This window comes from Bacillus sp. CPT56D-587-MTF (assembly GCF_058792335.1).
Genome location: NZ_JBYTEF010000001.1, coordinates 5,414,796 through 5,438,804 on the forward strand (window position 1 = coordinate 5,414,796; position 24,009 = coordinate 5,438,804).

A 24,009-nucleotide genomic window follows, 5' to 3' on the forward strand; every position below is an offset into this window, starting at 1 on the left:
GAAAATTTCTGTTTTATACTCTTCCCCTTAAGTATGTTCTAAAAGAAAGAGTTGTTCCATAAGAATGAATGGAGTAAAGCTTTTATATTGGAGGAAAATAGGATGAAATTTTCAAAGCCACTTTTTATTACAGTAGCGCTCTTAATAGCGCTCGTTATCATTGTACCTGCAGCCCTTGTTATTCCATTTGCGAAAGCAAAAGTAGGGGAAGAAACGGCCTCTAACACTCCTCCAGCGATAGAAAGCATACCAGCTCCAGGAAAAGTAGATACAGCTGTTCAAGTTGCTGTATATCGCGAAAAACAGAAGAAGGTAGAAACATTACCAGTGGAGGAGTATGTGACAGGTGTAGTAGCTTCTGAGATGAATGCCAGTTTTGAAATAGAGGCACTAAAGGCGCAGGCATTAGCAGCGAGAACATTTGTAGTACAACGTATGCTAAGCGGAGGAAAGAAAAATAATGCGGACGTGACAGATACGGTGAAAGATCAAGTGTACAAAAGCAAAGATGAATTGAAGAAGCAATGGGGTAATAACTACGAAAATAATTTGAAGAAAATCGAAGAAGCCGTTTCGAAAACAGCAGGACAAGTTTTAACGTATGATGGAAAACCAATTTCAGCATCCTTCTTTTCAACGAGTAATGGTCGAACAGAAAATGCAGCTGACTATTGGGGAAATGATTATCCGTACTTGAAAAGTGTAGATAGTCCGTGGGATCAAGCCTCTCCAAAGTTTACGAGCGAGCAAACATTTACAGTAGCTGATTTTCAAAAACGTCTCGGTGTGAAAGTGCTAGCAGACGGAAAGGTTGGCAATATTAAAGACCTTACGGAAGGAAAGCGCGTAAAGGATGTAGCTTTTCAAGGAAAAACATTAACTGGAAAAGAAGTTCGTGAAAAGTTAGATTTACGTTCTTCTGATTTTACGTGGAAACAACAAGGAGATAAAATCATCGTTACGACGAAAGGTTTCGGTCACGGCGTTGGTATGAGTCAATACGGGGCGAACGGCATGGCAGCGGAAGGAAAGAAATATACAGATATCGTTGCTCATTACTATAAAGGCGTTGAAATAAAGACGATGAATGATTATGAAGGAAAGTTGATGGTGAAGAAATAGGTGTCAGAACTCTGGCACCTATTTTTTTCTGTTTAAAATATCATAATTTTCCATTAACTGTTTGATATAATAGGATAAAAAGGCATTTGGGGGAAATGAAATGGCGTTACTAGAGTTGAAACAATTAGGGAAGGCGAACCAGTTACCGGCAATTGAGCTAGAGGTGGAGAAGGGACAATGTATTGTTTTGCAATGCAATAATCATACAGCTAAAGTGTTACACCGCATCATTATTGGTGAAGAAGAAGCTTCGACTGGCAATGTACTGTTTGAAGGAGAAGCAATTGGAAAGAAAAATTATTCCCGCATCGGCTTTTGTTTTTTGAAGGATGAGGCATATGATCGTTTGAAGGTGAAAGAATACTTTAAGTTTTTAATAGGGCTTTATGAATCAAAGATAAGTATAGAAGAAGTTGTGCAGTCTGTTGGTCTCCTAGATAAACTAAACGTTAAAATAGAAAAATTATCATTTTCCGAGAAACGCCGTCTTCATATCGGACGAGTGATGATTCATAATCCGGATTTAATCATTTTGGAAGAACCGGAGCAAAATGTAGATATAGAGAGTACGGTTATTATTCGAAAAGCAATTATGAAAATGAAAGAGCAAGGAAAGGCGATTTTTATTACGTCATCTTTTCTATCGGATGCCCTTTCGTTAACGGAAGATGTATACATACTAAACAATGATGGTGTGAAAAAAGTAGAAATTGAACAAGAGGAAGCAGAAAAAGTCGATGAAGAGAAGGTCGTTCAAATAATTCCGCAAATGAAGTTAGAAAGAATACCTGCGAAAGTGAACGATAAAATCATTTTACTTGATCCGATGGAAATCCATTTCATTGAAACGCAAAACGGAGTAACGCATATTCACGTTCGTGAAGGTGATTTCGTATGTGCATTAACATTAAGTGAACTAGAAGCAAGATTAACAGGTTTTGGTTTCTTTAGATGTCACCGCTCGTATCTTGTGAATTTACAAAGAGTACGAGAAGTGATTACTTGGACTCGTAACAGTTTTAGTTTAATTTTGGATGACGAAAGAAAAAGTTCAATTCCGCTTTCAAAAGGACGCATGGATGAATTAAAAGGTGTTATTGGACTATAAAAGTGCTCCAATAAGCTCAACATGCGATTCATTCACCGGTAAAAATACTCCTTTTACCGGTATTTTACTGCGTAATCCCTTTGTTTTTCATATGATTGAGTCAAGAAAAGCGAAACAAACGAACGAAAAGCGCTAAAGCGACTTTCATCTATAAAGAAGAAAAACAAAGGGGATGAAGAAATGACATTGGCAATTGAAATGAAAGATGTAATGAAAAGTTTCAGTGGAAAAACGGCACTTCGAAATGTAAATATTGAGGTGAAGCAAGGAGAGATATTCGGATTCCTCGGACCGAGTGGATCTGGTAAGACGACAACAGTAAAAATTTTAACTTCTCAATTGCTTCATAGTGTTGGAACGGTAAGAGTATTAGGGAAAGATATTACAGGACCAAGTAGCATCGATTACAAACGAATTGGTATTTTAACAGATAACAGCGGCTTATATGAAAGACTTAGCATTTATGATAACTTACTATTATTTTGTGACTTATACGATTGCAAAAAAGAACGAATCGATGAAGTACTAACACAAGTAAATTTATTAGATGATAAAAAAACACCAGTAAAGAAATTATCAAAGGGAATGAAGCAACGCGTCACACTAGCGAGAGCAATCCTTCATAAACCAGATATCCTCTTCTTAGACGAACCAACATCTGCACTCGATCCAGTAAACGTACAAAACATTCATAAAATCTTAAAAGACTTAAATGAAGAAGGAACGACAATTTTCTTAACGACTCACAACATGGATGAAGCAGAAACGCTTTGTAACCGTATTGCCTTCCTTTGTGGCGGAGAAATTGTAGCACTCGATACGCCAGAGAACCTGCGCTTACAATACGCTAAGGATCAAATAGAGGTCGTATTAAAAGGTAAACGAAAAGAAGTAGTGCAAAAAGATGAATTAGGCGCAAATCGTATTTCAGAATGGATGAAAAAGGGCGAACTGTTATCTATTCATTCACACGAACCAACGCTAGGCGATATCTTTATTGAAGTTACTGGGAGGGGATTATAATGACATTTTCAATGAGACGTGTATCAGCTATTTTTAGAAAAGAAATACAAGATTTTAAGACAAATTCACAAGTGTTGTTAATGGCATTTTTACCAATTATACTTTCATTTTTGTTTAGCAGATTTGGAGTGGGAAAGGAAATGTTAGGTATTACTACTATAACGGCCTTCCTATTTGTCGCAGGCTTTGTTCAATCTATGGTAATTGCAGAAGAAAAAGAAAAACATACATTGCGTGTATTAATGCTATCACCGGCATCTTCGGTTGAAGTTCTACTTGGAAAGAGTTTATTAACATCGGGTCTGACGATGGTCATTTGTATTGCAAATTTATTTATTTTAGATCAGTTAAATATTAACCTTCCATTGGTAGGATTGATATTCTTATGCGGAACTATTTTGTTTATCGTACTTGGAACAATGATCGGATTACTTGCATCTTCTGTACCACAAACATCAATAATTGGAATGCCGATATTAATGACGATGTATTTGGCTGTACAGTTTGAGCCAATGGTTGAAAATAAAGTAATTAAGACGATGATTGGATATCTTCCAACATCTCATATTGTGAAAGCACTTAAAAGCTTAGTAGGTGGGTCGGGATTTAGTAGTATTAGTGGGCATGTATTAAACGTTGCAGTTTGGCTTATTATATCGCTCGTTGTATGTTTAATCGTATATAAAAAGAAACAATTAGACTAAAAACTGAGCTAAAAGTGCTCAGTTTTTTCTTTTTTCTATCATTTCCTCGGAAATTTTACAGTTCTTATACATATTTTTACAGATTTTGTCGAAAAGTAATTAGTTATACGTTGTATAGGATACGTGAATATTGTTCAAAATGATTGCTGAGGTGATGATGGAATGCGAGGAAGAAATAATAAAAAGTCGCAAAAGGTAGTACATTTATTTCAAAAAAGATGGGTGTTTCCGGCACTATACATTGCTTGTGCAGCGGTAATCTTAATGGTTGCGCTATGGTTCCAAGGAGCTAATCCGAAGAAGACTCCAAACCACGATCAAGCAACACCGTATACACAATCGGAAGATCCAGCAGTACCAGTAACGAAATCTTCAGAAGTAGTGAAAATGCCAGCTGCCGCGAATGCGGAAGTAGTCGTACAAAAGAAATTCTATGAAGATGCAGCAACTGAGGCGGAACAAGAAAAAGCACTTGTCTTTTATAACAACACATATTCCCCGAACAAAGGAATTGATATTGCTGCGAAGAATGGAAAAGAATTCAATGTTGCTGCTGCTTTAAGTGGTACAGTAACGAAAGCTGAAAAAGATTCACTTCTTGGTTATGTTGTAACAGTTGATAGTGGAAATGGTGTAGCGGTATCTTATCAAAGCTTAGGCAGTGTGAAAGTAGAAAAAGGTGCAAGAGTTGCACAAGGTGAAGTATTAGGAACATCCGGTCTAAGTGCAATGAATAAAGAGGCAGGCTCTCACGTTCACTTTGAAGTACGTAAAGACAATGTGGCTGTGAACCCTGAACGTTACTTAAATAAATCAGTAACAGAAATTAAAGCTGATGCAGGTGCTGCAAAGGCTACGAATGCTTCTGGTAAAAAAGCTGATGACAAATCTCAAAAAGAAGAGAAGTCAACGAGCACGAAACCAGAAAGTAAAACAGAAGACAAGTCTCAAAAAGAAGAGAAATCAACAAGCGGTTCAACTAGTGACAAAAAAGAAGAACCGAAGAAAGAAGAAAAATCAACAAATGGTTCTACAGAATCATCTAACGATTCTTCTTCACAAGAATAAGAAAGTGAAAAAATCAGTTCCCACTAGGGGAGCTGATTTTTTTATTTTTATATAAAAATACTCAATTTCGAGAAAAAAGTTGCAAAAACAAGGAAAAATGACGAGATTCTCGAATATATATTACAAAAGGGAGGGGATACTGTGTCATTTTTATTTGTTCTGTCGACTGCTATTATTTTATTGTTTGTTTTATTCACCTTATATTATTATATTGCCGGTAAGAAAGAGGTTCCCCACCATCAATTATTAGAAGAAGAGTTTGAAAGAGAAGAATGACGCCTTATATATAAGGTGTCATTTTTTTTCGTCAAAATAGTCACTGTTAACGTATTTCTCACAAAAAAACGTAATTTTTCTTAACTTAGTCCGCAAAAATAGTGAACATGTAGCATATATCAGTAGTGCGGGCAATACAATGGTATAAACCAAAGCAAAGAGAGTGTTTGAGGTGAGAAATCGTGAATCATTTCATTATAAATCCAAGAATGTTTAACGCTTACAAACAGCACTCACACTTACTTCTTAGTCGTATGCAGCGAGGCTCATTTCACCCTTCTCACATCCAAATTAGGGAGGCGAGTGGTGTGCACGATTACATCAAAGAGAGAACTATCAAGATTGGTAAGTATATCGTGGAGACAAGAAAGACAGTGCGTGTCATTGCAAAGGAATTTGGGGTATCAAAGAGTACAGTCCATAAAGATTTAACAGAACGTCTACCAGAAATTAATCCAGAGCTCGCAAATGAAGTGAAAGAAATTCTTGATTATCATAAGTCTATTCGCCATTTAAGAGGTGGAGAAGCAACAAAGCAAAAGTATAGAAAAGAAGATGTAGAGAAGCCTGTACGTCAATAATGTTACAGTAGCAAACATTCCGTTCACATTCGGTAATATTTTTCAGAAGAATTCTTTTTGCGAATATTACGTTTCTGTTAAATTTATGATAAAATCAGAAATTAGGTGAAAAGAATTCGGGTGTAACCTGATTTTGAATATCGAGGAGGAAAAAACGGGAATGTTTGCGCGAGATATCGGAATTGACCTAGGTACGGCTAACGTATTAATTCATGTTAAAGGTAAGGGTATTGTATTAAATGAGCCATCTGTTGTGGCAATCGATCGTAATAGTGGTAAAGTATTAGCAGTAGGTGAAGAAGCGAGAAGCATGGTGGGACGTACGCCTGGTAATATTGTAGCAATTCGTCCACTTAAAGATGGTGTAATCGCAGACTTCGAAATTACAGAAGCAATGTTAAAGTATTTCATTAACAAATTGGACGTAAAGAGCTTCTTTTCAAAACCTCGTATTTTAATTTGTTGTCCAACAAATATTACATCAGTAGAACAAAAAGCAATTCGTGAAGCTGCTGAACGTTCAGGTGGTAAAACAGTATTTTTAGAAGAAGAACCAAAAGTAGCTGCAGTTGGTGCTGGTATGGAAATCTTCCAACCAAGCGGTAACATGGTTGTTGATATTGGTGGAGGTACAACAGATATCGCTGTACTATCTATGGGTGATATTGTTACCTCTTCCTCTATCAAAATGGCTGGCGATAAGTTTGATATGGAGATCTTAAACTATATTAAACGTAAGTATAAGCTATTAATCGGAGAACGTACTTCAGAAGATATTAAAATTAAAGTTGGTACAGTATTCCCAGGTGCACGTAGCGAAGAACTTGAAATTCGCGGACGTGACATGGTAACAGGCTTACCACGTACAATTACAGTATGCTCTGAAGAAATTACAGAAGCATTAAAAGAAAATGCAGCTGTTATTGTACAAGCTGCAAAAGGCGTATTAGAGCGCACACCACCAGAATTATCTGCAGATATCATCGACCGCGGTGTTATTCTAACAGGCGGTGGAGCTTTACTACACGGTATCGACATGCTTCTAGCAGAAGAACTAAAAGTACCAGTATTAATTGCTGAAAACCCAATGCACTGCGTTGCGGTTGGTACAGGCATTATGTTAGAGAATATCGACAGATTACCAAAACGTGCTTTGAGATAATTTGAAAGAACTAAGGCTAATGCCTTAGTTCTTTTTTCGTTTTTATATTTTTTTATTTTGTTTTTTTGCGAAAATGGAAGGAAAATAGAGAAATATGAAGGAAACAGGTAAAATATTCATATATATGGTTAAATTTAATATTTCCTTAATTGAAAACGTTTATAATATAATGAGTCGAATACGACATTAAGGCAAATAATGTTTCAATACATATTGCCTTTCCCTAATTTGGGCATACACTCCTTTCCACCTCCGTGTCAGTTGCAAAAATGTGCAACTATTTTAATGGAATAGAGTGTGTGCATTTTTTTTTAGGAAGTCGTGCTAAATATAAAATGTTACTTTGTAATGACAAACAATAAACAAAATGGGATAATAGCAATATGTCCAAGTGGTAAGACCAATATTACAAAAGGGGCGATTGTTACATGCTAAATATAGAACAAATTAAAGAAATCATTCCTCACCGCTATCCATTTTTACTTGTTGATAAAATATTAGAAGTAGATGAAGGCAAAAGAGCGGTTGGGATTAAAAATGTATCCGCAAACGAAGAATTCTTTAACGGACACTTCCCTGACTATGCAGTTATGCCTGGTGTACTTATTGTAGAAGCATTAGCACAAGTCGGAGCAGTTGCAGTATTAAAGAAAGAAGAAAATCGCGGAAGACTTGCTTTCTTTGCAGGTATCGACAATTGCCGTTTCAAAAAACAAGTACGACCAGGTGATCAGCTTCGTCTAGAAGTAGAAATGACACGCGTACGCGGCCCAATTGGAAAAGGAAAAGCAATCGCAACAGTAGATGGTGAAGTTGCATGTGAGGCAGAAATTACATTTGCGATTGGTGATAAAAAAGAATAGATAGTACTAAAAAATCTCCTTGTGAAAAGACAAGGGGATTTTTTAATTTCTGCTATATAACGATTAAATAATAATATACAAACTAATCAGAAAATATCTTGTAAATAGATGGTAATTACCATATACTTACTTTATTATTTATCTAGAAAACAGGATAAGTGATAAAGGTAATAAAGAAATAAGGGCATTGTCATATTGTTAAGATACTTAAATAAGACAAAGTAGGATGTTATTGATTATGATGAAATGTGGGGAACTCAGCAAGAATATTAATTAGACGTATGAAATCGAGCATAAGAGAGAGAAAAGGGAAATGTCGCATTTCACAAAAGGAGATTATGAATATGTTCGGGAGAAAGAAAAGAAAACCATTACGACAATTAATTACACATAAAGAGCCTAAATCGCGTATTACAGAACAATACCGTAACATTCGTACAAACATTGAGTTTACATCTGTAGATAATCATATTCGTTCTATTATTGTTACTTCAGCCGATCCGGGTGATGGGAAAACAACAACAATCTCAAACTTAGCAGTTGTTTTCGGACAACAAGGAAAGAAAGTTTTATTAATTGGAGCTGACTTGCGTAAGCCGACGATACAAAACTTATTTGCCATTCATAGTTCAAATGGGCTAACGAACTTATTATCAGGACAAGCAAAACTTATGCAATGCATTCAAAAAACAGATATAGAGAACGTATACTTAATGGCAGCAGGTCCAATTCCGCCAAACCCAGCAGAATTATTAGGGAGCCGGGCAATGGACGAGGCGTTGCTAGAAGCATATAACATGTTTGATATTATATTAATTGACACACCACCTGTCCTTGCGGTTACAGATGCACAAATACTTGCGAATAAATGCGATGGAATCGTACTCGTTGTACGAAGTGAAAAGACGGAAAAAAATAAAATCGTAAAAGCGAAACAAATATTAGATAAAGCATCAGGCAAACTACTTGGAGTCGTTTTAAACGATAAAAGAGAAGAAAAAGAGCAGTATGGTTATTACTAAAATATAAAAAGCCAACAAAATTTTTGTTGGCTTTTTTGTTTTCTGAAAATTATTTATCAAGTTATACAGTGTAAAAAACATGATATGATAAAGTTTTTGGGAAATCATTGGAATGTGTTGTCATATTTAAGATTATTTTGTAAGATTAAACTTGTTTCTTGTGAACAAATATAGAACTGAATTATTAAAAATAAAAAATGTAAGATTTATATGTTATAATTTTTCCTATGTGTAAATTTTAGAAAGTTGGAGGAACCTATGGAAGAAACAATTAGTCTAAAAGAGTTATTTCATATCTTAAAAAAACGTTTAGCAATGATCCTCGTAATCGCCTTTGGTGCAGCTATTGTAAGTGCTATCATTAGCTTTTTCTTCATGACACCAATCTATCAATCTTCGACGCAAATTCTTGTTAACCAGAAGAAGCAAGAAGGTGCAATGTTCCAAGCTGGTGAAGTTCAAACGAATATTCAATTAACGAATACATATAAGGTTATTATTAAAAGTCCAGTAATCTTAGATCGAGTAAATGAAAAATTAAATTTAAATATGACAGCACAAGCTTTAACAAAGAAGATTAATATTGCGAATGAAAAGGATTCTCAAGTTATTTCTGTTACTGCTGAGGATAAAGATCCGAAACTAGCTCGTGATATTGCTAATGCAACTGCAGATGTATTTAAAGATGAAGTTGCAAAAATTATGAATGTTGATAACGTAACAGTACTATCTAAAGCAGAAGTTGCAGAAAATCAATCTCCAATTAAACCACGTCCAATGTTAAATGTGGTAATCGCTTTCGTTGTTGGTTTAATGGCTTCAGTTGGTCTGGCATTCTTACTAGAATACTTAGATAACACAGTGAAAAAAGAAGAAGATGTAGAAGACTTACTTGGTTTACCAGTATTAGGTATTGTAGCTCGTATGGATGAAGAAACATTGAACGTGAAATCACACGCTCCATCATCAAGAAAAGTGAGGGGACAAACAATTGGCTCTTAATTTATTTAAAAAGAAAAAGAATCATCGTCAACGTCGTCAATTAATTGCTCATCAACAACCGAAATCACCAATTTCAGAACAATATCGTAATATTCGAACGAATATTGAATTTGCAGCTGTTGATACGAATTTACATTCATTAATGGTCACGTCTGCAAATCCAAGTGAAGGGAAAACGACAACGACAGCGAATATGGCAGTTGTGTTTGCTCAACAAGGGAAAAAAGTATTATTAATTGATGCAGATATGCGTAAACCAGCAATGCATCAAATGTTCCAAGTAGATAACATTTTTGGATTAACGAACGTACTAACACATAGTGAACGTTTAGAGAAGTGCGTGCAAACGACATCTGTAGATAATCTACACTTTTTAGCTTGTGGTCCAATCCCGCCAAACCCAGCCGAATTGTTAGGTTCGAAATCAATGAAAGAACTTCTTGGACAAGCATACAGTATGTACGACTTAGTTATTTTTGATATGCCACCAATTTTAGCTGTAACCGACGCACAAATTATGGCAAATGTATGTGATGCTTCTATTCTTGTTGTTCGTAGTGAATCAACAGAGAAAGAAACAGCAGTAAAAGCAAAAAGTTTATTGGAGTCTGCAAAAGGTAAATTGTTAGGTGTTGTTTTAAACGACCGTGAACGTGAAAACGGCTTATATTATTATTATGGCGCAAACTAATTAAAAGGGTGAGATATGTTTCAACCATATCTCCTTTTTTCCCTTGAATATGAGACGTCTCATATTCAAGGGAAAAAAGATTGATAGGAGAGAAGGAGGCTGAAAGAATGATTGATTTACATTGTCACATTTTACATGGCATCGATGACGGTGCACAAACAGTAACAGATAGTTTAGCGATGGCACAACAAGCCGTTTCAGAAGGAATACATACAATTGTCGCGACGCCGCACCATCAAAATGGAAAATATATAAATGAACGTACCTCAATTATTCATCACGTAAAACAACTAAATGATGAACTACAACAACATAATATTCCACTTACCATCTTACCGGGGCAAGAGATCAGGTTATATGGTGATTTATTAGGAGACTATGAAGCTCGTAAAATTGTTACCTTAAATGAAACAAATAAATACATATTCATTGAATTCCCATCTAATCACGTACCGCGTTATGCTGAACAAATATTATATGAACTGCGCGTTAAGGGAATGATTCCAATTATTGTTCATCCGGAACGTAATGCCGAGTTAATCGAGCGGCCAGATAAGTTATATAACATTGTAAATAAAGGGGCATTAACGCAAGTAACGGCGGGTAGTTTATTAGGGAAGTTTGGCAAAAAAATTAAAAAATTTTCACTTCAACTTGTAGAACATAATTTAACACATATGGTCGCTTCAGATGCACATAACACAACGTCAAGGGGATTTTATTTAGCGGAAAGCTATGAATTAATTGAGAAAGAATTTGGCATGAATGTTATGAGTGATTTGAAAGAAAATCCGTACTTATTAATTAGCGGGAAGGCAATTTACAAAGAAGATCCAGAACAAATTCGTCGTAAAAAATTGTTCGGTATTTTTTAAATAAGAATTGGTGATGTCTCCTAACCGTTATCAACGGGGGCACTCGGTCGTGCTGTGGGTAGAAACCTTATTTCATGCCTACCTTAGACGCTTGTCGTCGGGAGTATGACGTGAGGATGGGTTAGATGCCCATAATTTATTTGTAATAGAAACTCTACCTATGGAGTTATAAAAATGACTCTATAGGTAGGGTTTTTGTTATTGTTACATACAAATAAATAGATTTATAGGGAGAGTATAATTGAAAAAAGTAAGAAAAGCAATTATCCCAGCTGCTGGTCTTGGGACAAGATTTTTACCAGCAACGAAGGCGATGCCAAAAGAAATGTTACCTATCGTCGATAAACCGACAATTCAATACATAATAGAAGAAGCAATTGAATCAGGAATTGAAGACATTATTATTGTTACTGGAAAAGGAAAACGTGCTATTGAAGATCATTTCGATCACTCTTTTGAATTAGAACAAAGCCTTTTAGAAAAAGGAAAGTATGAAATGCTTGAAAAAGTACAAGCCTCCTCAAAAATAAATATTCATTACATAAGACAAAAAGAGCCAAAAGGTTTAGGGCATGCGGTATGGTGCGCTCGTAAATTTATTGGGAATGAACCATTTGCGGTATTACTTGGTGATGATATTGTACAGGCAGAAACACCATGTTTACGTCAATTGATGGATCAATATGAAGGTACACAGTCATCTGTTATTGGTGTACAAACAGTGGCAGAAAACGAAACACATCGTTACGGTATTATCGATCCAGTTGAACAAAATGAACGTCGTTATCAGGTGCGTAAATTTGTAGAAAAGCCAGCCCAAGGAACAGCGCCATCTAATTTGGCAATTATGGGTCGTTACGTATTAACGCCAGAAATCTTTATGTTTCTAGAGAATCAGCAGACAGGTGCAGGTGGAGAAATTCAATTAACAGATGCAATTCAACGATTAAATGAAATTCAGCGTGTGTTTGCTTATGATTTTGAAGGAACTCGTTATGATGTTGGAGAGAAGTTTGGGTTTATTAAGACGACAATTGAAATGGCGCTTCAAAATGAGGAGCTGAAAACAGAATTGATAGAATATATGAATGAACTTTTAGAAAAAGAAAATGTACATGTATGAAGTGAGGTGGAAGTGTATTGGGCTTAACAAAAGTATCCAGTGAAACTGTAAAGAAAAAAGGATTACTTGCTACTGAAGAGGTAAATCAAGATGGATTGTATTTATTTATGAAGCGTTTAATGGATGTACTTGGTTCGTTATGCGGTATTATTTTGCTGGCACCTGTTTTTATTATTGTTACTATATTAATTAAGCTAGAAGATCCAAAAGGTCCTATTCTTTTTAAACAAATTCGTGTTGGGAAAAATGGAAAGGAATTTGAGATGTATAAATTCCGTTCAATGGTAACAGATGCTGAGGAACGTTTAAAAGATTTATTGCAACATAATGAAGTGTCGGGGGCAATGTTTAAAATGAAGGAGGACCCACGTGTAACGAAAATTGGAAAATTTATTCGTAAGACGAGTATTGATGAATTACCGCAACTATTAAATGTGCTAAAAGGAAATATGAGCCTAGTTGGGCCGAGACCACCATTACTAAGAGAGGTAAAAGAATATACTCCATACGACAAGCAGAGGCTACTTATTACGCCGGGATGTACAGGATTATGGCAAGTGAGTGGGAGAAGTAGTATTGGATTCAAAGAGATGGTGGAATTAGATTTGATCTATATTCAAAAAAGAAGTATCTTCTTTGATTTGAAAATTATTTTTAAAACATTTTTTGTCCTTTTAGGATCAAAAGATGCATTTTAAATAACTTCAAGTCTTTGAAGTTTATTATAATAGATGATTTAATAATGGAGGAAAATATGCCTGAAATCACTGTTTTAATGCCAGTATATAATGCGGAAAAATATTTAAAAGATGCCATTGATAGTATATTGAATCAAACGTTTAAAGACTTTGAATTATTGATTATAAATGATGGATCTACAGATAAGTCCGTAGAAATAATTAATTCTTATAAAGATACAAGGATTAATTTAATTAATAATGAGAAGAACCTTAAGCTAATTGATACTTTAAATAAAGGCCTAAAATTAGCGAGTGGGAAATATATTGCAAGAATGGATAGTGATGATATTTCTCATCCAAGAAGGCTAGAGCTTCAGCTTGAGGTAATGAATAGTGATCCGGAAATTGCTATTTGCGGAACTGGTATGGATATAATTGGGAAAAAAATATCCAAACCTTTTTTATTAACTGAAACTAATGCTATCAAAAATTTTCTTTTTGTGAAAAACTGTATGATACATCCTTCTGTTATGTTCAGGACTAGTATTTTAAGGGAGGAAGGTTATTTATATAATAAAAATTCTTTACATGTAGAGGATTATGAACTATTTCAAAAAATCAGTAGGAAATATAAGTTAGTGAACTTGAAAAAGGCTCTTCTTCATTATCGTTTGTCACCAACAGGAATCAGTCGAATTCATGCTGAGGAACAAGAAAACAGAGTAGCAGAATTATCGTTCCAGGCTTTATTAGAAATAGGTATTGATTTTAATAGGAAAGCCTATAATAAGCTAAAATTAAATAAAGATGAAATTTTAATAGCAAAAAGGGAATTAGAACAGATTTATGAAGCAATAGATAAAAATAATCAAGATATGTGTCAGATCATTCAATTTATCTGGCTAGATATTTGTAGAAGAGGAACAGGGCATGGGGGATGGACAATTAAGAATTTGATATCTTTCAAGCATTTGAATTTGAAAGACAACGTGGTAAGAGAATGGAGTATGAGAATTATATTAAAGTGTATGTTTAAAAGAACATAATTTTCTTATTGTTAAATGCTAATGTTTTAAGGAGATATATATTTATGAAACTATCTTTAATAATGGCAACTATTGGAAGGTTTGAAGATATAAAGTTTTTAATGGAGTCTTTAAATAAACAAACGTATAAAAACTTTGAATTAATAGTTGTTGATCAAAATAAACATGAAAAGTTAAAAGAATTGGTCAATGAATATCAAAATTTTTTTACTATTAAATATATAAAATCAAGCCCAGGACTATCTAAAGCAAGAAATATAGGATTAAAGGTTGTAGAAGGAGATATTATTGGGTTTCCTGATGATGATTGTTGGTATGATGAGACAACGTTACAAAATATAGTTTCCTTTTTTGAGAATAATGTGAGATACCAATTAGTAACAGGGATGTGTAAAGATGCTACTGGCAATATGTCTGTTAGTAAATTTAGTGAGGAACCTTGTGAGATAGATAAGAAAAACGTATGGACATGTGGAGTTTCAGTTACATTATTTGTACGAAAGGAAATAATATTTAAAATAAGAGGATTTGATGAAGAGTTAGGAGCGGGAGCAGGGACAATTTTTGGATCTGGTGAAGAAACAGATTTTATACTAAATGCTTTAAAGGAAGGTTTCAATGGATACTATACCCCTAAAATTAACGTATTCCATGAAAATCCATTAATAGAGTATAATGAAAAGTCGTATAGAAGGGCATATTCTTATGGGGCCGGATACCTAAAAGTCTTAAAAAAACATGAATATTCTCCATTTAAAAAGGCATCATCCCTAGTTAAACCGTTATTAGGTATACTCATATATTGCTTTGAAATCCCTAAAATGAAATATTACTATTATTTATTTAAAGGGAGATTTATAGGGTACTTGAAAGGTTGATATATATGAATACAAAAAAGTTTAATAGTATTTTATTAAACTTCGCTTTATTGTCAATTGATTGCATAATTTTACTCATTAGTTATTTAATCTCAGTGGATCCGGATTTATTAATATACCTAATTGTAATGTGGAATTTGGTATTATTATTACCTATATTAATTAACTCAAAAAGTAGCTTATCTATGATTGCCTTTGTTAGTTTATTTATGACATGGTATTCCACATCAGCTTTTATAGCTTCTTTTTTAGGGGTTACATATTTTGATATTCCTCAGCAAATTATCTTTGAGGTTACCCAAAAAAGCTTACTTACCCTAATAGTGTGCCATTTTGTTTTAATATTGTGTAAGATCCTCTTTAAATTTCCGAGCCTGGACTGGATAGAAACAAATTTTATAGGAGTTATTCAAGGATTATCAAAGAATAGAATTAAATTTATGATTGTAATTTTAATGACCTTGGGTGTTTATTTTTGGTATAGAATTATATTTGTTATAGGCATAACATCCCTACTAGAAAATCCAAGAATCTATGCAGCTGTTTTATTTGAACAGGTAGGTTTTTATCATCAGATTATTATGGTACCAATTACATTTATTCTAATAGTGTATATGATAAATACTAAAGGTGCTCATAAGTTAAAGGCCTGGATCTTTATCTCAGGAATACTCATTTGGTTGCCGATGGTATTAGTTGGGGCAAGAAAAGAGTTATATATTTGTGTAATTGTCATTTTTTTATTTGGAGGGATTACACGTATAAAGAAGGTTATATTAGGCATAGTTGTTACATTTATGTTCCTTATTATCCCACTTTTTAGAGAGGGATGGGTAGGGTTTGATAATATAATTTTATCTTTTCAAGAGTTTATTTTACCGCAATATTCCCATTTTATCTTTGAAATACTAGGGGACATTCAAAAAAACGCTATTGTTGATATCTCTGGTTATCAAGCTGGTTTTTGGTCTTTATTCCCAGGGTTCCTTAGACCTCATGAATATGTACCGTTAGGGTTAAGTTTATTTAATTTGAGGCTTACTAATGTTGGAATAGCTGCGCATCCAATTGGTGAGGCAGTATTAAATTTTGGGGAGCTTGGGTATGTATTATTTGGATTTATTTTTGTTGGAGTAACCGTAGTAGCTTTTATCTCTTCCAAAAAATCAATAATTGTATCAGTGATTTTATTTGCATATTTAAGTTTATTAGGTAGGAGCGATTTATGGATTACGATTTTCTTTTGTTTATACACTTGTATAGTTACTAGTTTGTTCTTTATTAGATTACATAAGAAGTAAGTAACTACTCAGCTTCTTCAAATAAAAAAACAGGCCAAATACATGTTTCCGATTCGAAAACATGAAAAGAAAATACTCCAATCAGAGAAAGAATCTATGCCAAATAGAGAAATTCTCTTATGAAGTCGTGTTATTCCAAGGAACCGTTCTAGTTTCTATGACTTGGTTTATCGCTTGTAAGACCGATTGTTTTTGTTTTTTCATGGTACTCATAAAGCTTCGTATCTGACAAAAAGATTCTGCGCCTTTCTTACTTCGGAAAGTCCCAGACACTTTCTGTTTTACTTTCGTCATCCGAATATCCCGTTCTGCTTGATTGTTATCAAATGGAATGGCTGGATGTTCTAAAAACGCTAGAATTCTGTCAGAATACTTGACGAAGCGATTCCATAAATTTTGAGAAGGCGTCTGCTTTCCTTTCTTCTTTTGTTTCGTGGAAAGAATCTGTTGTTCTTTCAATATGGATTGATACATAATAAACAGATTCTTTTGCGTCGCTTTTGGCATGGTACCTTCGGATTGCTTTTTCATCGTCAACGCTTGCGTTAGAAATTTCTGCATCTGTTGTGCCCATTGTTCTCCAGTACTATCTATAATTCCTTGTAAATCTCGTAAGAGATGGGCATTACATAAAACGTGACGACAATCTGTATACGCATCATACGATTTCCAACCATCATGCATCGCAATTCCAGAAAAAGATGGCAAGATTTCTCCAGCATCCATTGCTTCTTTTCCACGTTTTTGATGAATATGTTGCAATGTCACCTCCGGTGTACTGGCAGTATGTAACCATTGTGTTTTGTTTTCTACACGCATACCAGTTTCATCAAAATGGACAACAGGAGACTGCAGAATCTTTTCCTTTACTTCTTTTATGAATGGCTGCAATTGAGAAGCGAAAGCCTGTGTATGATTTACCAGGGTTCCTTCGCTTATAGAATGTCCAAAACAATCCTGAAAGAATTCTTTTGTTCGCTTCAAAGAAATGCATTGATAATGCGTTAAATAGGGAATCAGTCTTTTTATATTTGGACCATATTGAACAGGACGAGATACTGTCGAAGGAAATTGGGCTTCTTGGATAGAATGGCAATGTGGGCATTCTTTCTGTTCTACTTTATGTTCTGTCACTTCGATCTGAATAGGTGGTAAGTCATACACTTGGCGAATGCGATACCCTTTTACAGGCTCGTGGTTCAAGGAAGTATGACAACAAGTACAATATGTAGGAGAATGTGTAATCGTATGATCTGGAGTCGCTGTCAAACCAAGAGTATGTCCCTTGTGGCCCAACTGGCCACCCGTTTGACGATGAGACGGTTTGCGCAAACTTTTTGTAACGGGCTTACCCAAACCATCTGTAGAAGGTGGCTTATGACTATTTTTGGAGTTTTTTTTGAAGCATTTTCTAGTTCTTGTATACGTTTTTCTAACTTAGAAAATGTTTCTTCAAATAAAGAAATAACAGCTTCAGGTCCTTTTTTATATGTATCTAAAATAATTTTTCGATCGACCATAAGATTCACCTCCCCTGTTTGATATACTCAGTATTTACAAATGGGAGGCATATGAAACTAGTAAAATTTAAAAAAGACACCGAAAGGTGGCTGAGTAGTTACAGAAGTAAATTAGGAAATCGGATTATATTTTAGAAATAATTAGTTTTAAAAAGTAAATAAATTATAGGGTGTTTTAGATGAATAATAAAATTATCTATTTAAATGGTAGATTTCTAACCCAAAATGTGACCGGAGTACAGAGGGTTGCCCATGAAATAGTAAAAGAATTAGATTTAATGAGCACACATATAGATTTCAAATTTGTTATTCTCGTCCCTAAAAATGCGGATAGTATATTTGAAAACTTAGAATTGAAAAATATTGAAATTAAAAAAATAGGATTTTTAAAAGGACACCTTTGGGAGCAAATTGAGTTACCTTTATATACGATTGGAGGAGCTCTTGTTAATTTTTGTAATACGGCTCCTCTATTTAAGAGAAATCAACTTGTATATATTCATGATGCAGCTGTATACTCTAGACCAAATGGGTATTCGAAGAATTTTGTACGATGGTATAAAGTTGTATATTCCTGTATTTCAAAATATGCAAAGAGGATTATGACGGTTTCAGAATTCTCAAAGATGGATTTGATAAATCATCTCCCAGCTTTAAAGGGGAAAATTAGGGTGAGTCATATTGCAGTAAATCATATGGATGCATTAAATTTTGATGAGAGTATCTTAAGGAAAGAAGGACTTGAAAAAAATAAATATTTACTTGCTGTCAGTAGTATGCATCCTAATAAAAATTTTCAAGTTATTATGGATGCGTTGAAAAATATGACAGAATTTAATGAACAAGTTGTTATTGCCGGTGGGCAAAATGCAAAGGTTTTTTCAAATTTGTTAGTGCAAGAAAGAAATAACATAAAGTTTGTTGGATATGTTACAGATGAGCAACTTAAGGCATTATATAGTAATGCAAGGGCTTTTATTTTCCCTTCATATTATGAAGGATTTGGTCTCCCACCTTTAGAAGCTATGAGCTTGGGGTGTCCAGTAATAGCCTCTACAGCAGCATCTATACCAGAGGTTTGTGGTGAGGCCGCCTTATACTTTAATCCTGATAAGCCTATGGATTTAGTTAGAAGTATTAAAGAAGTATATGAGAATGACCGAATTATACAGGAAATGAAAACTAGGGGATTGCATAAAAGTAAGGATTTTAGATGGAAAAAAACAACGGAGAATTTGTTAGAAGAGATAGAAAAATATTTTAGATAGCAAGAGGGATTCTATGAAAATAGCAATAGTACACGATTGGTTAGTAACATATGCTGGTGCCGAAAAAGTATTAGAGCAAATGCTTGAAGTATTTCCAGAGGCAGATTTATTTAGTTTAGTAGATTTTTTAGATGAAAAAGAACGAGGATTTATTAAGAATAAGAAAGTTAGTACAACATTTGTTCAGAAACTTCCTTTCGCTAAGAAAAAATACAGGAATTATCTTCCCTTAATGCCATTGGCTATTGAACAGTTAGATTTATCAAAGTATGATGTAATTCTTTCAAGTTCTCATGCTGTAGCAAAGGGGGTCTTAACAGGACCAGATCAGTTGCACATATCTTATGTACATTCACCTATTCGTTATGCGTGGGATTTACAGCATCAATATTTAAAAGAGGCAAACTTAGAAAAAGGCCTTAAGGGACTATTGACCAAGTCTATTCTACATAAAATAAGAAATTGGGATTACCGTACCGCAAATGGTGTAGATTATTTTGTTGGTAATTCTAAGTTTATTGGACGTAGGATATGGAAAGTGTATAGAAGAGAATCAGAAGTTATTTACCCGCCTGTTGATATCTCCGCATTTACACTACATGAACAAAAAGAAGATTTTTATATAACTGCATCACGTATGGTACCTTATAAGAAAATTGATTTAATTGTTGAAGCATTTGCACATATGCCAGACAAAAAATTGATTGTAATTGGTGATGGTCCAGATTTTGATAAGATAAAGGCAAAGGCTAAAAGTAATGTTCAGCTCCTGGGTTATCAATCATTTGAAGTATTAAAAAGTCATATGCAGCGTGCAAAGGCCTTTGTTTTTGCTGCAGAAGAGGATTTTGGGATTACACCAGTGGAGGCACAGGCTTGTGGTACACCTGTTATTACATATGGTAAGGGTGGCGCTACAGAAACTGTTTTAGATTTAAATTATGAGAAACCGACTGGTCTATTTTTTAAAGAGCAGACTGTTAAAAGTATTGTTGAGAAGGTTAATGAATTTGAACAAAGTTATGATAGGTTTACTCCATCTAATTGTAGGGAGAATGCTATTAGATTTTCTCCAGAGAGATTTAGAGAAGAGATTAGAAGCATTGTAGAGGAAAAGTACAAAGAAAAGTTTCTAGGGTGAGGGGATAATATCTTCACCTTTTTTATTTTTTGTAAGGGAGTGCAAATATGAAATTAATACTATTATCTGGTGGTTCAGGGAAACGCCTATGGCCATTATCAAATGATTCGCGTTCTAAGCAATTTTTAAAAGTACTTAAAAATGAGAATGATGAAATGCAATCTATGGTCCAAAGGGTATGGGGACAATTAAATAGCTTGGGGATTGAAAATGACGCAGTTATTGCTACAAGTAAATCTCAAGTAGATATGATTAATAGTCAGCTAGGAAATGATGTGCCTATTATTATTGAACCAGAGCGCCGTGATACATTCCCGGCAATTGCTCTTGCTGCTTCATATCTATACTCTAAAGAGCATGTTGATTTGAATGAAGTTGTGGGTGTATTACCTGTAGATCCATACGTAGAAAATAGTTTCTTTGAAAGGTTACTGGATTTAGAGAAGGCATTAAATTCTTCAAATGCAGATTTAGGTTTAATGGGGGTTACACCCACATATCCATCTGAAAAATACGGCTATATTGTTCCAAATATAGGGGCAAGCACAAAGGAACTTATTCAAGTAAGTCATTTTAAAGAAAAGCCAGCTACTGCCGAGGCGGAGGAGTTACTTAAACAAAATGCACTTTGGAACAGTGGTGTATTTGCATTTAAATTAGATAAAATTATTTCCCTATTAGATCAAAAAGGACTTCCTGTTCAGTATGATGTACTAGTACAACAATATGCAACTTTACCAAAAATAAGTTTTGACTATGAAGTAGTAGAAAAAACGAAAAATATTATTGCATTGCCTTATGACGGATCATGGAAAGACCTTGGAACTTGGAATACCCTTACGGAAGAAATGGGAACAAACATCCTCGGAAAAGGAAATATGGGAGCTGAGTGTGAGAAAAATCATATTATTAATGAGCTAGATATTCCAGTCTCTGTATTAGGTCTTTCTAATATAATTGTAGCCGCTAGCCCAGATGGTATTTTAGTTTCGGAAAAAGAGGCAAGTCCTCGGATAAAAGAATTAGTGGGGGATTGGGATCAAAGGCCAATGTATGAAGAGCGTCGTTGGGGTTGGTATCGTGTGCTAGATCATACTAAATATGATGATGGGAACGAAGTACTAACTAAGCGTATAGGTATTACAGCTAGTAAAAATCTAAGCTATCAATATCATAATAATAGAAGTGAAGTTTGGACAATTGTAAAAGGAGAAGGTATTTTCGTATTAGATGATGAAATACAAGTTGTTCGTTCTGGAGATGTATTAGAAATCCAGCCAGGGCAAAAACATGCAATTAAGGCTGTTACAGATTTAGAATTTATTGAGGTACAATCAGGTAGCGAATTAATTGAAGAAGATATCGTTCGGATTTATATGCAATGGAATGAAATAGAGGAAGTTTGTTATTTAAAAAAGTAAAAATTAGTAGTAAGTGCAACTAGAGGTGGAGTTATTTTGTATAAAGAACCATTATTTTTTCAACCAGTGTTACAGGAACGAATTTGGGGAGGCGAATCTTTAAAAGAATTTAATTATGATTTAACTTCACAAACAATCGGAGAATGCTGGGGGATTTCTGCTCATTTAAATGGACCAAGTGTAGTAAAGAGCGGTAAATATAAAGGGTTAACATTGAAGCAACTATGGGATGAGCATAGATCATTATTTGGAAACTATCAAGCTGAGCAGTTTCCATTGCTAACTAAAATTTTAGATGCAAAAAAAGATTTATCTGTACAAGTACACCCAAATGATGAATTTGCAACTATTCATGAAAACGGTGAATTAGGGAAAACAGAATGTTGGTATATTATTGATTGCAAAAAAAATGCTGAAATGGTGTACGGACATACAGCTCAAACTGAAGAAGAATTTAAGGACATGATTGAAAAGAATGGGTGGAGTCAATTACTACGTCGAATACCAATTAAGCCTGGAGATTTTTTCTATGTACCAAGTGGAACTATTCATGCATTATGTGAAGGAACGTTGGTATTGGAAACACAGCAAAGCTCAGATACGACATATCGTGTGTATGATTATGATCGGATTGATGGTGATGGGAATAAGCGAGAGTTACATGTTGAAAAATCAATTGCTGTATCGATGATTCCTCATGAGGATTATCAAGTTTCTCCTAAAATTGAAAAAGAGAATGGTGCTATTGTTACTAAATATGTACAAGAAAAGTATTTTTCTGTTTATAAATGGGAGATTCAAGAGGAAGCATCTTTTCAAAAGAATCAACCATTTCAATTAGCCAGTGTAATTGAAGGGAAAGCGACCTTAAGAATCGTAGGCGGTGAATTTCGCATAGAAAAAGGAGACCATTTTATTCTTCCTGCTGGGATTGAGAGCTTTGTTGTAAAAGGAAATGTGACTTTAATTGTCTCTCATCCGTAGGATAGGTCACATTAATTTTGTGATTTAACTTTATTATTTAGTATTATTGCTATAATATAATGAAGGAGTCTTAGTATTTTATTTGTAATTATAAGCAAAGAGGGTATAGAAATGAAAAAGAAAATTTTATTTTGGATTCTCGGTATAATAGGAGTGCTCATTATTGGTGGTGGGGCTTATGTCTATCATGTTTATTCTAATGTATCTAACACGTTAGATGCGGTTCATAAGCCTCTTGATCGTGATAAATCAGATAAACGTACAGAAAAAGTTGATGTGTCTGATAAAAAACCTATTTCAATTTTAATGATGGGTGTAGATCAACGTGGTGAAGATCAAGGACGTTCAGATTCTTTAATGTTATTTACACTAAATCCAGCAAAAAAATCGATGAAAATCACAAGCATTCCACGTGATTCTTATGCAGAGATTGTAGGAAAAGGTAAGAAAGACAAGATTAATCACGCTTATGCTTTCGGCGGAATCAATATGTCAGTAAAAACAGTGGAAAATTTCTTAAATGTTCCTGTTGATCATTATATTGAAGTGAATATGGAAGGATTTAAAGATATTGTTGATGCTGTTGGCGGAGTAGATATTAATAATGATATGGACTTTACAATTGATGGTGTTCATTATGCAAAAGGTGACTTGCATTTAAATGGAGAGAAAGCATTGTTATATTCTAGAATGAGATACCAGGATACTCGTGGTGACTTTGGTCGTCAAATGCGCCAACGTCAAGTTATCCAAGCTGTAATTAAAAAAGGTGCAAGTGTATCTTCTTTAGCAAGTTATGGTGATGTATTAAAAGCAATTGAGAAAAACGTTAAAACAAGTTTAACGCAAGAACAAATGTTTGATATTCAAAAGAACTATAAAGATTGCATGCAGAACAGCGAAGAAATTCAAATCCCAGGCGACGGTCACAAAGCTGCTGATGGTATTTGGTACTACTACGTTCCAGATGCAGCAAAACAAGATTTAACGAATAAGTTAAGAGCACATCTCGAATTAAAATAATCTTGCCTTGTGCAAGATTATTTTTTATTTAAAAATATTACAAAAATATTTTGTGGAATTATGTGTTGATATGTATTTTGAAGAAATATAAGCTGATTTAATACTATATTTGAGATAAGTATTTGAA

At 34.3% G+C, this 24,009-nt stretch carries 23 protein-coding genes and 1 pseudogene; 23 read left to right on the forward strand and 1 reads right to left on the reverse strand.

What is annotated here, in order from left to right; all coding sequences use genetic code 11:
* The first annotated feature begins 102 nt into the window (after positions 1–102).
* From spoIID to AC3WVZ_RS28155, 18 genes are all read left to right on the forward strand, one after another.
* The gene (gene spoIID / locus AC3WVZ_RS28070) at positions 103–1,122 is read left to right on the forward strand and encodes a stage II sporulation protein D (protein WP_086401092.1); all 1,020 of its coding nucleotides are present in this window, start codon (positions 103–105) and stop codon (positions 1,120–1,122) included.
* A gap of 100 nt (positions 1,123–1,222) precedes the next feature.
* The gene (locus tag AC3WVZ_RS28075; protein WP_233935722.1) at positions 1,223–2,230 is read left to right on the forward strand and encodes a LytTR family transcriptional regulator DNA-binding domain-containing protein; all 1,008 of its coding nucleotides are present in this window, start codon (positions 1,223–1,225) and stop codon (positions 2,228–2,230) included.
* A gap of 180 nt (positions 2,231–2,410) precedes the next feature.
* Positions 2,411–3,253: an ABC transporter ATP-binding protein gene (locus AC3WVZ_RS28080; RefSeq protein ID WP_000170866.1), complete on the forward strand. Its 843-nt coding sequence runs from the start codon at positions 2,411–2,413 to the stop codon at positions 3,251–3,253.
* On the forward strand, positions 3,253–3,957 hold the full coding sequence (locus AC3WVZ_RS28085) for an ABC transporter permease (protein WP_016125742.1): 705 nt from the start codon (positions 3,253–3,255) through the stop codon (positions 3,955–3,957). The genes AC3WVZ_RS28080 and AC3WVZ_RS28085 overlap by 1 nt, the downstream gene beginning before the upstream one ends.
* Before the next feature lie 162 nt (positions 3,958–4,119).
* The gene (gene spoIIQ, locus AC3WVZ_RS28090; RefSeq protein WP_001214926.1) at positions 4,120–5,025 is read left to right on the forward strand and encodes a stage II sporulation protein SpoIIQ; all 906 of its coding nucleotides are present in this window, start codon (positions 4,120–4,122) and stop codon (positions 5,023–5,025) included.
* Positions 5,026–5,166: 141 nt separating this feature from the next.
* Entirely contained in the window at positions 5,167–5,301 is a 135-nt protein-coding gene (locus AC3WVZ_RS28095) for a hypothetical protein (RefSeq protein ID WP_000008901.1), read from the forward strand.
* 308 nt (positions 5,302–5,609) lie between these two features.
* The gene (spoIIID, locus tag AC3WVZ_RS28100) at positions 5,610–5,882 is read left to right on the forward strand and encodes a sporulation transcriptional regulator SpoIIID (protein WP_000544012.1); all 273 of its coding nucleotides are present in this window, start codon (positions 5,610–5,612) and stop codon (positions 5,880–5,882) included.
* 160 nt (positions 5,883–6,042) lie between these two features.
* A complete protein-coding gene (locus AC3WVZ_RS28105) occupies positions 6,043–7,044 on the forward strand; it encodes a rod shape-determining protein (RefSeq protein ID WP_000457978.1) in 1,002 nt (333 codons plus the stop codon).
* A 428-nt stretch (positions 7,045–7,472) separates the two neighbouring features.
* Positions 7,473–7,907 carry a 3-hydroxyacyl-ACP dehydratase FabZ gene (gene fabZ, locus AC3WVZ_RS28110; protein ID WP_000931959.1) on the forward strand — a complete coding sequence of 145 codons (435 nt, stop codon included), beginning with the start codon at positions 7,473–7,475 and terminating at the stop codon, positions 7,905–7,907.
* Between the two features lie 344 nt (positions 7,908–8,251).
* Positions 8,252–8,929, forward strand: coding sequence for a CpsD/CapB family tyrosine-protein kinase (locus AC3WVZ_RS28115; protein ID WP_233935723.1), 678 nt, complete (start codon positions 8,252–8,254; stop codon positions 8,927–8,929).
* A 258-nt stretch (positions 8,930–9,187) separates the two neighbouring features.
* Positions 9,188–9,931 carry a YveK family protein gene (locus AC3WVZ_RS28120; RefSeq protein ID WP_098955269.1) on the forward strand — a complete coding sequence of 248 codons (744 nt, stop codon included), beginning with the start codon at positions 9,188–9,190 and terminating at the stop codon, positions 9,929–9,931.
* Positions 9,921–10,622, forward strand: coding sequence for a CpsD/CapB family tyrosine-protein kinase (locus tag AC3WVZ_RS28125; protein WP_205172915.1), 702 nt, complete (start codon positions 9,921–9,923; stop codon positions 10,620–10,622). Before AC3WVZ_RS28120 ends, AC3WVZ_RS28125 begins: the two co-directional genes overlap by 11 nt.
* 107 nt (positions 10,623–10,729) lie before the next feature.
* Positions 10,730–11,497, forward strand: coding sequence for a tyrosine-protein phosphatase (locus AC3WVZ_RS28130; protein ID WP_233935724.1), 768 nt, complete (start codon positions 10,730–10,732; stop codon positions 11,495–11,497).
* Positions 11,498–11,738: 241 nt separating this feature from the next.
* Positions 11,739–12,620 carry a UTP--glucose-1-phosphate uridylyltransferase GalU gene (galU, locus tag AC3WVZ_RS28135; protein WP_205172910.1) on the forward strand — a complete coding sequence of 294 codons (882 nt, stop codon included), beginning with the start codon at positions 11,739–11,741 and terminating at the stop codon, positions 12,618–12,620.
* 17 nt (positions 12,621–12,637) lie between these two features.
* Positions 12,638–13,318 (forward strand): sugar transferase, encoded by a 681-nt coding sequence (locus AC3WVZ_RS28140; RefSeq protein ID WP_098955260.1) that lies wholly within the window; start codon positions 12,638–12,640, stop codon positions 13,316–13,318.
* Between the two features lie 56 nt (positions 13,319–13,374).
* A complete protein-coding gene (locus AC3WVZ_RS28145; RefSeq protein ID WP_205172907.1) occupies positions 13,375–14,346 on the forward strand; it encodes a glycosyltransferase family 2 protein in 972 nt (323 codons plus the stop codon).
* A gap of 44 nt (positions 14,347–14,390) precedes the next feature.
* Positions 14,391–15,224, forward strand: a complete 834-nt coding sequence (locus tag AC3WVZ_RS28150) for a glycosyltransferase family 2 protein (protein WP_233935725.1) — start codon at positions 14,391–14,393, stop codon at positions 15,222–15,224.
* Between the two features lie 5 nt (positions 15,225–15,229).
* Complete coding sequence (locus AC3WVZ_RS28155) at positions 15,230–16,525, forward strand: hypothetical protein (RefSeq protein ID WP_233935727.1); 1,296 nt, start codon at positions 15,230–15,232, stop codon at positions 16,523–16,525.
* 117 nt (positions 16,526–16,642) lie between these two features.
* On the opposite strand, the pseudogene tnpC reads toward AC3WVZ_RS28155, so the two are convergent.
* A pseudogene (tnpC, locus tag AC3WVZ_RS28160) lies at positions 16,643–18,045 on the reverse strand (IS66 family transposase).
* A gap of 179 nt (positions 18,046–18,224) precedes the next feature.
* Here tnpC and AC3WVZ_RS28165 point away from each other — a divergent pair.
* The 5 genes from AC3WVZ_RS28165 (at position 18,225) to tagU (ending at position 23,882) form a co-directional block, all read left to right on the forward strand.
* Positions 18,225–19,313, forward strand: a complete 1,089-nt coding sequence (locus tag AC3WVZ_RS28165; RefSeq protein ID WP_098955250.1) for a glycosyltransferase family 4 protein — start codon at positions 18,225–18,227, stop codon at positions 19,311–19,313.
* Positions 19,314–19,326: 13 nt separating this feature from the next.
* Positions 19,327–20,454, forward strand: coding sequence for a glycosyltransferase family 4 protein (locus AC3WVZ_RS28170; protein ID WP_098955247.1), 1,128 nt, complete (start codon positions 19,327–19,329; stop codon positions 20,452–20,454).
* Positions 20,455–20,501: 47 nt separating this feature from the next.
* The gene (locus tag AC3WVZ_RS28175) at positions 20,502–21,875 is read left to right on the forward strand and encodes a sugar phosphate nucleotidyltransferase (RefSeq protein ID WP_205172895.1); all 1,374 of its coding nucleotides are present in this window, start codon (positions 20,502–20,504) and stop codon (positions 21,873–21,875) included.
* Between the two features lie 36 nt (positions 21,876–21,911).
* Positions 21,912–22,859, forward strand: a complete 948-nt coding sequence (gene manA / locus AC3WVZ_RS28180) for a mannose-6-phosphate isomerase, class I (RefSeq protein WP_233935728.1) — start codon at positions 21,912–21,914, stop codon at positions 22,857–22,859.
* A 111-nt stretch (positions 22,860–22,970) separates the two neighbouring features.
* Positions 22,971–23,882, forward strand: coding sequence for a polyisoprenyl-teichoic acid--peptidoglycan teichoic acid transferase TagU (gene tagU / locus AC3WVZ_RS28185; RefSeq protein ID WP_098955241.1), 912 nt, complete (start codon positions 22,971–22,973; stop codon positions 23,880–23,882).
* The last annotated feature ends 127 nt before the right edge of the window (positions 23,883–24,009 follow it).